We start from the raw sequence: 9379 nt of genomic DNA on the forward strand, positions 1-9379 counted from the left end.
CTTCACCCGTCACATGTCGTTGCGCTTCGCCTCGATGGGCAGCGCGGTTCGCGTTGTCAGTACGTCGTCGATCAGGCCGTAGCGTTGCGCGTCTTCGGTGGACATGAAGTTGTCGCGGTCGGTGTCCTTTTCGATCTGCTCGATGCTCTGGCCGGTGCGCTCCGCCAGTAGCGCGTTAAGACGTTCGCGCAGATACACCACTTCCCTTGCCTGAATCTCGACGTCGGCCGCCGTGCCCTGGCTGCCGCCCGACGGCTGGTGAATCATGATGCGCGCGTTCGGCAGCGCGTAGCGCTTGCCGCGCGCCCCCGCGGCGAGCAGAAACGTCCCCATGCTGGCCGCGAAACCGGTACACAACGTCGACACGTCGGGCTTGATGAACTGCATCGTGTCGTAGATCGCCAGACCGTCGTACACCGAGCCGCCCGGCGAGTTGATGTAAAACGAAATATCCTTGTCAGGGTTCTCGGATTCGAGAAACAGCAACTGCGCGACGATCAGGCTCGCCGACTGGTCGTTCACCGGCCCGACCAGAAATACGATCCGCTCGCGCAGAAGCCGGGAATAGATGTCGTAGGCGCGTTCGCCGCGGCCGGACTGTTCGATGACGGTCGGCACGAGGCCCAGACCGGAAAACGATGGGGGAGGCAGGTATGACATGCGTTCCTCTTGCGGTGGTGGACGAAAACGGCGCAAGACTGGCGTTGCGCCGAAGACTGTCTCGATGACGCAGGCGCCGCGTGGCGCGTGACAGAATTTATTTTTGCGAGGCGCTGTCACACCTTCGCCTGCTGGTTCGTCCAGCAGGACGGGGCGCATTTCAGGTGCCGAAGTGTTTTCTCCACGATGACGGAGCATCACGCATGACGAAAGACGAAATGGACAAGGTCGCGACGTTCGCGGCATCTCGTGGAAAATTGATGTCGCTCGCGTACCGGATGCTCGGCAGTCGTGCCGAAGCCGAGGACGTCGTGCAGGACGCGTGGCTCAAATGGCATCTCGCCGACGCCGGCACCGTTCGCACGCCCGCAGCCTGGCTTACGACGATCACCGTGCGTCTTGCGATCGATCGCCTGCGGCATCTGCGCATGGAGCGCCAGTCGCGGGCGACGGGCTGGCTGCCGGAGCCGTGGCTCGACGGCATCGCGCCTTCGGCGGAAGACGAGGCGCTGCGATCGTCGGCGATGTCGTACGGGTTGCTGTTGCTGCTCGAACGGCTCACGCCCGACGAGCGCGCGGCCTTCGTGCTGCATGAAGCGTTCGATTGCGACTACGCGGATATCGCGCGGATGATCGGCAAGTCGGTGGCGAACTGCCGGCAGATCGTCCATCGCGCGAAACTGCGGTTGCAGCGCGAAGGCGACGGGCGTCGTGCAGACCGCAAGCCAGAACCAGTCGTCGATCCGTCCGCGCATGCGCAGGTGGTCGAGCGGTTGCGTGCGGCGATCGAGGCACAGGATCGCGCGCAGTTGCTGCGCCTCTTCACGGAAGACGCAGTCGTGCTGGGCGACGCGGAAGAGGTCGATGCGGGCGCGGCAATCGCGTCGGCGCGCTGGGTGGATCAGGTGTCGTCGTCCGTGCATGCAGCCGGGGCGGTGACGATCAACGGCATGTCAGGCGTCGCGCTGCTGTCCGCGAATGGGGCGATTACCGGGCTTGTGGACGTCGCGGGTGTGAGCGACGGACGCATCGTGTGGCTCTGCGTCGTGTCGTCGGCGGGGAATCTTCGTGAGGTGAACGCGACGTGGGGCGCGCGCGCGGTGATGCGTCTGCTAAAGCGCATCGGCCGCGCTGAACCGGTGATGTGCTGATCGATCGACGGACCGCATGTCGCCGCCGTGTCGCGCCGCATCGCTTAATTGCGGTGCGCGGCGACTTCCCAGTTGATGTCGACGCACAGCACCTGCAACCCGCGTGCTGTTTCCGCGGCAATCGAAGCCGTGACGCACAGGTGCGCCTCGTTGATCGACAGATACGGCGGCGTTAGCTGGACCTGACCCGGCTCGCGGACGGCCGCGATGAAATAGGGCCGGCGCTCCCAGCTCGCGCCCTCTGAGTGCAGCAGCGGACGGAAGCGCTTCGCGCGCTGTGAGGCGCGTCCCGGCGGCAGGACGTTGTCGCCGATCTGGCGGCCCGACGCATCGAGCAGGAAGCAGCGCGCGGTTTCGCCGAGCGCGAGCAGCGACGCCGTCGCGTGGGTGACCGTTTCGCCCGCGCAAAGCTGGGCGCTGGCCGTTTCGAGCGCCTCGACGTACGGCGCGAGGCGCGCGACCTGAGCATGCTTGCGCGCCGAAACACGCTCACGCAACGCGGCCGAGAGCGCATCCATCAGACCGGCCGCGGTTTGCGGCTTCACCGGATCGACGCTCGGGCCCGCGAAATACGCGCCCTGCACGAAATCGACGTTGCACTCGAGCGCGATCAGCGCATCGCGTTCAGTGGAAAGGCCGCCCATCAGCACCAGCTGCCCGGACTCGTGCAGCATCGAAACGAGGCCCGGCAACACGCGTTCGATATGCGAATGCTCGCTCGCCTGCGCAAGAATGCAGCGGTCGAGCGTGACGATGTCGGGGCGCAGCTGCCACACGCGATCGATGTTCGAATGCTTCGCGCCGAAGCCGTCGAGCGCGATCAGGAAACCGGACTTGCGCAGCGCATCGATGATTTCGGCGAAGCGCGTCGTCTCGCCGCCAGCCTGTTCCGACACTTCGAGCACCACGCGCTGCGGCGGCAGGCCGAGCGCCTTCAGCCCTGCGAGCAGGGCGTCGCCGTAGCTCGTGTCCATCAGCGCCGCGGGATGCAGGCTCAGGAAGAGCCACTCGTCGTGGCTGTCGAATGCGTTGAAGTTGCCGAGATGCAGCGATTCCGCGAGCCGGCCAAGCTCCAGCAGATCGCCGCGCCGCGCCGCCTGCGTGAAGACTTCGTGCGAGGGCACGTGGCGCGCCTGTTCGTCGCGCGCGCGCAGCGACGCGTGATAACCGATCGCGCGACGGTGCGACACCGAAAACACCGGCTGGAACACGCTGAAGACGGTATAGCCGCCGTACAGGACGGTTCGACGTGCACCTTCGTCGCCTGCCATCGGACGCGGCGGCTGGAAGCCGGGAGGATCGAGGTCGATCATGCTCATCATATCGGTCGTGTTGTGATCAGCCGCTGCGCGTAGCCGCCGAAAGTACAAGTTTACAGGATAGGACAGCAAGAAGCATGCGCATGGCGAAATCGTCGCTGGCGCATGGCGGTTACGGCCCGGTCCGCACTTCGGAGCCGCCTCACGCACGGCGATGGTGCGCCCGACGCCCTGCGGCGGCTAACGTCGCGCCGGGAAGCACCATTGGGCACCAGCGGGCATCATCGCGCCGCGCGGTTTTCAGCGTTGCGCACAGGGGCGAAACCACGGCGTCAGGTGCGTTCGGACGGATCGGCTTTCTTCGCCGACGCGCGGATTTCCGGTGCGAGTTGCGCGAAGATCCACGCCGATCCCGCCGTGATAATGCCGACGCACAGGAACGTCGCGTGAAACGCCGGCAGCGAGCTGGCTTGCGTCACGCGCGGCAGCAGGCCGGTGAAGGTCGCGAGCAGCGCGCCGGCGACGGTGACGCCAAGACTCATCGACAGCATCTGCACGAGCGAAAACAGGCTGTTGCCGCTGCTTGCGCCGCCCGTGCCGAGGTCCTTCAGCGTAAGCGTATTCATCGCGGTGAACTGCATGGAGTTGACGCCGCCGAAGAACGCGAGCTGCACGAGCCGCAACCACAGCGGCTGGTTGACGCTCGTCAGCGAGAAGCTCGCCATCGCAAGACCGACGAGCACGGTGTTCGTCACCAGTACACGGCGGTAGCCGTACTTCGTGATGAGCCGCGTCGCGAGCTGCTTCGACGACATGCCCGCCGCCGCGACCGGCAGCATCATCAAGCCGGCCTCGAACGCGCTGTAGCCGAGGCTCACCTGCAACAGCAGCGGAATCAGATACGGCATCGCGCCGCTGCCGATCCGCGCGAACAGGTTGCCGAGCAGGCCGACGCTGAACGTGTGGATCCTGAACAGATCGAGCGAGAAGATCGGTTGCGGCTCACGCACCGCATGCAGCCCGTAAGCGACAAAACACGCGAGGCTCAGAATCAGCAGCACGAGCACGGTGGCGTGCTGGATGCCGAACTCCGTGCGCCCGTCGAGCGCGAACGAAATCGCGAGCATGCCGCCGATCAGCAGCAGATAACCCTTCAGGTCGAATTTCGCGGTATCCGGGTTGCGGCTGTCCGGCATGAAGATGGCCGTCGCGATACAGCCCGCGATGCCCACCGGCACGTTGATCAGAAAGATCCAGTGCCACGAGGCGATTTTCACGAGCCAGCCGCCGAGCGTCGGGCCAATCAGCGGTCCGATCAACCCCGGAATCGCGACGAAAGAAAGCGCCGGCAGATAGCGTTCAGCGGGAAACGTGCGCAACACCGCGAGCCGCCCGACGGGCAGCAGCATCGCGCCACCGACGCCCTGCACGACACGGAATATCACCAGCTGGTTCAGCGTGTGCGCGTTCGCGCAAAGGAGTGAGCCGACGGTGAACACGAAGATCGCGCTCATGAACACGTGGCGGGTGCCGAGCTTGTCGGCGAGCCAGCCCGACACTGGAATCATGACCGCCATCGTCAGCGAATAGGCGATCACCACCGACTGCATGCGCAGCGGCAGTTCGCCGAGGCTCGTCGCCATCGCGGGGAGCGCGGTGTTGACGATCGTCGCGTCGAGCGTCTGCATGAAAAACCCGATGGCGACCAGCCACAACATGACGGTGAGGGTTTTCGGCGATGGCGCGGACGCGGTACGGACGGTTGACATGAGGGCAGGCAGGCGCGCGTGCGCGTGCGAAGGGGCTGGGCGAGGAGCGGCCATTCTACCGGCAGACGGGCAGGCGCCGCCGCGAACCGGGCAGGGCCGGGGTGATCCCACGGTCCTGCGGGCGTGCGGCACGGTGTGGCTGTGCGCTGCCGGACGCCCGCTGCGTGAGTGCTTGCGCGTCAGTCCGGCAGCGCGGCGGCGGCGTCGAAAAACGCCCGCGCGCGCGGGTCGTGCGTGAACGCGGCGTTCACGCGGATCCACGGGCTCGGCTCCGCGTTCGGGCGGAAGTAGCTTCCTGGCGCGACCGTCACGCCAAGCGGTCCGCCACACTCGACGAGCCGCGCCGCATCCGCGACGTGCGGCACGCGCGCCCACACGAATTTGCCGCCAAGCGGCTTGTCGAACAGCTCCCAGCCGCTGTCTTCGAGCGTCTGCACCGTGAGCCCGAGTGCGTCGCGCATCCGGCGGCGCAGGCGCTCCAGATACTTGCGATACATGCCGCGCTCCAGCAGCGCGACGGCCACCGCTTCGGCGAAACGCGAGCCGCCGATGCTCGTCAGCATTTTCACGTCGGCGAGATCCTTGACGATCGCCGGGCTCGCGACGAGATAGCCGATGCGCAGCGAAGACGACAGCGTCTTCGACAGCCCGCCCACGTACACCACGTGCTCCAGCTGGTCGAGCGTGGCGAGGCGGTCGGTCGGTTCGGCCTGGAAATCCGCGTAGATATCGTCTTCGATGATCGTGAACTGATGCTCGCGTGCCAGTTGCAGCAGACGAAACGCGACGGGCGGCGAGACCGTCGTGCCGGTCGGGTTGTGGAACACCGTGTTGACGAAGAAGAGGCGCGGACGGTGCTCCTTGAGCATCGCCTGCATCACGTCGAGGTCGGGGCCGTTGCGCGTGCGCGGAATGCCGACGAGCCGCACGCCATGCAGCTTCAGCAGGCCGTTCAGGTTGTAGTAGCCGGGATCTTCGACGAATACCGTGTCGCCGGCTTTCAGCATGTAGCGCATCAGCATGTCGAGCGCCTGGCTCGCGCCGTTCGTGATCAGGATCTGCGACGCATCCACCGGGATGCCGAGCTGCGCGATGCGTCCCTGCAGATGGTCGCGCAGCGCCGCGTTGCCAGGCGGCGTGGCGTAATCGATCAGACTCGAGCTGTCGACGCGCGACACATGACGGACCGCCTGGGCGATGCTCTCCATGTCGCGCCACGCTTCGGGAATGAAGCCGCTGCCGAGCTTCAGCGATTCGCCCGGATGGTTGAACTGCTGGAGGATGTGATCCGACTCTTCGTCCGCGCGGCGCGGGTCGGACATGCCCTGACCCGCCAGCATCGCGCGCGAGCGTTCGGCGACGTAAAAGCCCGAGCCGTGCCGCGAATCGATGAAACCCTGCGACACGAGCCGGTCGTACGCCTCGATCACGGGGAAGCGGCTGATCTGGTAATCGGCGGCGAACTGGCGGATCGACGGCAGTTTCGCGCCTGGATGCGCGACGCGCGAACGGATCCACGTCTGCACGCCATTGACGATCTGCTCCGTGAGCGGCACGCCGTTGTCACGGTCGAGTTCGAGTTTCATACCGCCTCATGGTTCGGTGTACGGTTCGGGTTAACCGCTACTGTCTGACTTTTCGACTGTACAGTTTCGATGAAACTGTCTGGAAGTGTGCATGGGGTTCCGGTCGCCGCGCCGCAATAATGACTCAACCATAAAGCCGTTTCAAGGAGCACTGCGATGCGCGAAATCCGTACTTTCGAACTGGAACATGACGAGCCGGCGACCGCATGGCGCGTCGCCGAACCGCTCATCCTGAAGGTGATGGCGGGGCAGGTGTGGCTCACGATCGATGGTGATCCGGAGGATTACTGGCTCGCTCCCGGTGCAACCTTCGAACTGCGGCGTGGCGCCCGCGCGTGGGTCAGCGCCGGGCCGGACACTGCACGTGTCGCACTGACGGTTGCCGGCTGCGCGCTGCACGAGCGCACGTTCCCCGCGAGCGCATCGCTGCTGTTCAGGCTGTCCGGGCGCTCGCTGCGTGACTGGATGCCGCGCTGGTTCGCCGCGGTTTGAACGTCGGCCGCCAGCCGTAGGCGGTGCAGGAAAGCTCCCGCAGGAAAGGGGCATACGTTTTGCCGGTTTGCGGTCGTCGAATGGGGCGCCCGGTCGACGCGGCCGCCGGTGCCGGCCGGCACCGGCGAAGCGCGCTGGACATCGCGCGCAACCTGATCGCGCCTACTTGCGAAGCTCCGCGACGAAGTCGTAGTAATCGTTGCGGCAGTAGGTATCGGTGAGTTCGATCGCGCGCTGGTCGGCGGTGTAGCCGACGCGCGTGATCAAAAGCAGCGCCTCGTTCCGCGCGATGCTCATCTGGTGCGCGATTTCCTCGCTGGCGTTGACCGCGCGGAAGTGCTGCAACGCGCGCACGATCGAGAGACCGCGCTGTTCGAGATAGCTGTACAGCGAATCGCCGATCGCCTGCGGATCGGGAATCACCGACGAAGGAAACGTCGAATTTTCGACCGCCATCACGATGCCGTCCGCGAGCCGCAGACGTCGCAGACGCGTCACCGCCGCGGCCGGCGACAACCCCAGCTGGATCACCTCGTCGCGATTGGCGGGCTGGATCTCACGTGACAGCCACTGCGAACTCGGCGTGAAGCCGCGACGGCGCAGCATTTCGCTGAAGCTCGACAGACGCGACAGCGGATCTTCGTAGCGCGGCGTGATGAAACTGCCCGCGCCCTGGGTGCGCCGGATCAATCCCTGTTCGACCAGCAGCGCGATCGCCTTGCGTGCCGTGATGCGCGAGACGCCCAGCGCATCCGACAGCACGCGTTCGGAGGGCAATGCTTCGCCGGCGTTCCAGCGGTTCTCATGGATCGCGTGACCGAGTTTGCGGGCGAGTTGCAGGTAGAGCGGTGTGTCGTTTTCCGGGTCCGGGCGCAGGTTGCGCCAGCGGTCTTCCGAGGCAGAGTTCATGTGACGGACGCAAGAAGGGCAAGCGGCAATTCTATGTCATTGGCGCGTTCGCGTTATAGCGGGCTTTTGCGAGGGCATCTGTTCGCGGTTTCGTGAGCGGATACACTCGTTCAAATGAGGCTCGTCGCGCGCGCCTGTCTGCCTGCTCACCTGCCGGGTTGCTGGTGGCGTCGCGCGGCGTACGCCGGGGAAACCCGCACACAAGGAGCAATCATGTCGAATGAGATCGCAAGCGTGAGCCTGCCCGACGGCGAACGCATTCCGAAGCTGGGGCAGGGCACGTGGGAAATGGGCGAACAGCCGTCGCGCCGCGCCGCCGAGATCGCCGCGATACGCGAAGGCGTCGACCTCGGCATGACACTCATCGACACGGCCGAAATGTACGGCGACGGCGCGACGGAATCGCTGCTGGGCGAAGCGTTGCATGGCGTGCGCGACGACGTGTTTCTCGTCAGCAAGGTCTATCCGCACAACGCGAGCCGTCGTGGCGTGCAGGCGGCGTGTGAGCAGAGCCTTCAGCGTCTGAAGACCGATCGCATCGATCTGTATCTGCTGCACTGGCGCGGCTCGGTGCCGCTCGCGCAGACCGTCGAAGGTTTCGAGGCGCTGCGCCGCGCGGGCAAGATTCGTCACTGGGGCGTCAGCAATTTCGACACCGACGATATGGAAGAACTCTTTTCCGTGCCCGGCGGTGACGCGTGCGCGACGAACCAGGTGCTCTACAACGTCGCGCGACGCGGACCCGAGTTCGATCTGCTGCCGTGGCTCGCGGAACGTTCGATGCCAGCCATGTCGTACAGCCCGGTCGATCACGCGCGTCTTCCGAAGCGCTCACCGCTCGACGACATTGCCGGTGCGCGTGGTGTGTCGGTGTTTCAGGTGGCGCTCGCGTGGGTGCTGCGCCGGCCGGAGGTATTCGCGATTCCGAAGTCAGGCCGCATCGAGCATGTGCGCGACAACCGGCGTGCGCTGGACCTGCAACTCACTGTCGATGAACATGCCGCCATCGATGCGTATTTCCGGCCGCCACGCAGCAAGCGGTCGCTCGAAATGCTGTGACGCTCGTGCACACGCGGCGCGGCGTGCTTCAGATATGGACGCTGGCTGTGTGCATCGAGAAGACGCGTTGCATCAACTGCACGCGTGGCGTGAAGCTGCGAGAAAAATCGCGGAAAGATATCCGGCCCGGGCGACGACGCCCGACCGGGGGATCGCGACGTCGCCGCCTGCACAGGCACGGACCGACAGGGTTTTGAATCGTTTCGGATATGCGGAACGGCGCGGGGGCGCCGTTCCGTAGCTGTGGATCTAACGTCCGTTGCCACCACCTCTACCACTGCCGCCGGAGCTGCCGCCATAGCCACCGCCGGAGCCGCTACCTCTGCCGAAACCACCGCCAAACCCACCGCCGGGACCACCAGCACCGAAGCCCCCGCCAGGGCCGCCAGCGCCGAAGCCACCACCAGGGCCACCGGCGCCGAAGCCGCCGCCGTGACCGCCGCTGCTGGCACCACCGCTGCTGCCACCGCCGCCACAACCACAGCCGCCGCCAC

8 protein-coding genes are annotated in these 9379 nt (G+C 65.7%); 3 read left to right on the forward strand and 5 right to left on the reverse strand.

The window, feature by feature from the left end:
* Positions 1 to 9 precede the first annotated feature (9 nt).
* On the reverse strand, positions 10 to 660 hold the full coding sequence (clpP, locus tag LPA37_RS17545) for an ATP-dependent Clp endopeptidase proteolytic subunit ClpP (RefSeq protein WP_228976904.1): 651 nt from the start codon (positions 658 to 660) through the stop codon (positions 10 to 12).
* 203 nt (positions 661 to 863) lie between these two features.
* Between clpP and LPA37_RS17550 the strand changes: the two genes are divergently transcribed.
* Entirely contained in the window at positions 864 to 1811 is a 948-nt protein-coding gene (locus tag LPA37_RS17550; protein ID WP_228976906.1) for a sigma-70 family RNA polymerase sigma factor, read from the forward strand.
* Between the two features lie 44 nt (positions 1812 to 1855).
* Here LPA37_RS17550 and LPA37_RS17555 read toward each other — a convergent pair whose 3' ends face one another.
* The 3 genes from LPA37_RS17555 to LPA37_RS17565 form a co-directional block, all read right to left on the reverse strand.
* The gene (locus LPA37_RS17555) at positions 1856 to 3130 is read right to left on the reverse strand and encodes an EAL domain-containing protein (protein ID WP_228977162.1); all 1275 of its coding nucleotides are present in this window, start codon (positions 3128 to 3130) and stop codon (positions 1856 to 1858) included.
* Between the two features lie 272 nt (positions 3131 to 3402).
* The gene (gene mdtD / locus LPA37_RS17560) at positions 3403 to 4839 is read right to left on the reverse strand and encodes a multidrug transporter subunit MdtD (protein ID WP_229013210.1); all 1437 of its coding nucleotides are present in this window, start codon (positions 4837 to 4839) and stop codon (positions 3403 to 3405) included.
* Positions 4840 to 5018: 179 nt separating this feature from the next.
* Positions 5019 to 6425, reverse strand: coding sequence for an aminotransferase-like domain-containing protein (locus tag LPA37_RS17565; RefSeq protein WP_229013211.1), 1407 nt, complete (start codon positions 6423 to 6425; stop codon positions 5019 to 5021).
* Positions 6426 to 6581: 156 nt separating this feature from the next.
* Between LPA37_RS17565 and LPA37_RS17570 the strand changes: the two genes are divergently transcribed.
* Positions 6582 to 6917: a DUF2917 domain-containing protein gene (locus LPA37_RS17570; protein WP_228976911.1), complete on the forward strand. Its 336-nt coding sequence runs from the start codon at positions 6582 to 6584 to the stop codon at positions 6915 to 6917.
* A 162-nt stretch (positions 6918 to 7079) separates the two neighbouring features.
* Here the strand turns inward: LPA37_RS17570 and LPA37_RS17575 are convergent, their stop codons facing one another.
* Complete coding sequence (locus tag LPA37_RS17575) at positions 7080 to 7826, reverse strand: GntR family transcriptional regulator (protein ID WP_229013212.1); 747 nt, start codon at positions 7824 to 7826, stop codon at positions 7080 to 7082.
* 213 nt (positions 7827 to 8039) lie between these two features.
* On the opposite strand from LPA37_RS17575, the gene LPA37_RS17580 reads away from it, so the two are divergent.
* A complete protein-coding gene (locus LPA37_RS17580; protein ID WP_228976915.1) occupies positions 8040 to 8885 on the forward strand; it encodes an aldo/keto reductase in 846 nt (281 codons plus the stop codon).
* Positions 8886 to 9379 lie beyond the last annotated feature (494 nt).

This window comes from Paraburkholderia gardini (assembly GCF_907164545.1).
GTDB lineage: Bacteria > Pseudomonadota > Gammaproteobacteria > Burkholderiales > Burkholderiaceae > Paraburkholderia > Paraburkholderia gardini.

Excerpts from the sequence above, each read along its gene's own strand:
- clpP (WP_228976904.1), bottom strand. The coding sequence starts at position 660 with ATGTCATACCTGCCTCCCCCATCGTTTTCCGGTCTGGGCCTCGTGCCG.
- LPA37_RS17550 (WP_228976906.1), top strand. The coding sequence starts at position 864 with ATGACGAAAGACGAAATGGACAAGGTCGCGACGTTCGCGGCATCTCGT.
- LPA37_RS17555 (WP_228977162.1), bottom strand. The coding sequence starts at position 3,130 with ATGAGCATGATCGACCTCGATCCTCCCGGCTTCCAGCCGCCGCGTCCG.
- mdtD (WP_229013210.1), bottom strand. The coding sequence starts at position 4,839 with ATGTCAACCGTCCGTACCGCGTCCGCGCCATCGCCGAAAACCCTCACC.
- LPA37_RS17565 (WP_229013211.1), bottom strand. The coding sequence starts at position 6,425 with ATGAAACTCGAACTCGACCGTGACAACGGCGTGCCGCTCACGGAGCAG.
- LPA37_RS17570 (WP_228976911.1), top strand. The coding sequence starts at position 6,582 with ATGCGCGAAATCCGTACTTTCGAACTGGAACATGACGAGCCGGCGACC.
- LPA37_RS17575 (WP_229013212.1), bottom strand. The coding sequence starts at position 7,826 with ATGAACTCTGCCTCGGAAGACCGCTGGCGCAACCTGCGCCCGGACCCG.
- LPA37_RS17580 (WP_228976915.1), top strand. The coding sequence starts at position 8,040 with ATGTCGAATGAGATCGCAAGCGTGAGCCTGCCCGACGGCGAACGCATT.